Annotated in this window: 1 protein-coding gene; it reads right to left on the bottom strand. The window is 35.3% G+C overall.

Features of this window, described 5'->3' with window-relative positions; all coding sequences use genetic code 11:
* Nucleotides 1-194, bottom strand: a 194-nt coding sequence (locus tag L979_RS15690; RefSeq protein WP_231559568.1) for a hypothetical protein, incomplete at its 3' end; no start/stop codon positions are given.
* Nucleotides 195-286: the final 92 nt, after the last annotated feature.

Genomic DNA, 286 nt, shown 5'->3' with positions numbered 1-286 from the left:
GTTTTAGGAAGTTTCGGATATAATACCCCCATAAAACTAAATATTTTTTCTTTTATTTCCCAACGGCTTAAACGGCCTATGTCACTTTCCCCATAATAAGTGTAAGAGGTTCCTTCGATATACTTATAGTCTCCTGGTGCGGTTCCTCCATAAATTTTAGACTTACCAGAAAGAACTTTACCATTTTCAATCATGTCAAAAGTTAAATTTTCGTAAGTATACCACTTTGTAACTACATCGAAAGTTATCTTTTCGCTGAAAGTTCCGTTCTTGCCATAACCCTCTG

Source organism: Kocuria sp. ZOR0020, assembly GCF_000800955.1.
In the GTDB taxonomy this organism is placed as follows: domain Bacteria; phylum Actinomycetota; class Actinomycetes; order Actinomycetales; family Micrococcaceae; genus Kocuria; species Kocuria subflava.
This window is presented reverse-complemented; position numbering and strand designations above follow the sequence as displayed.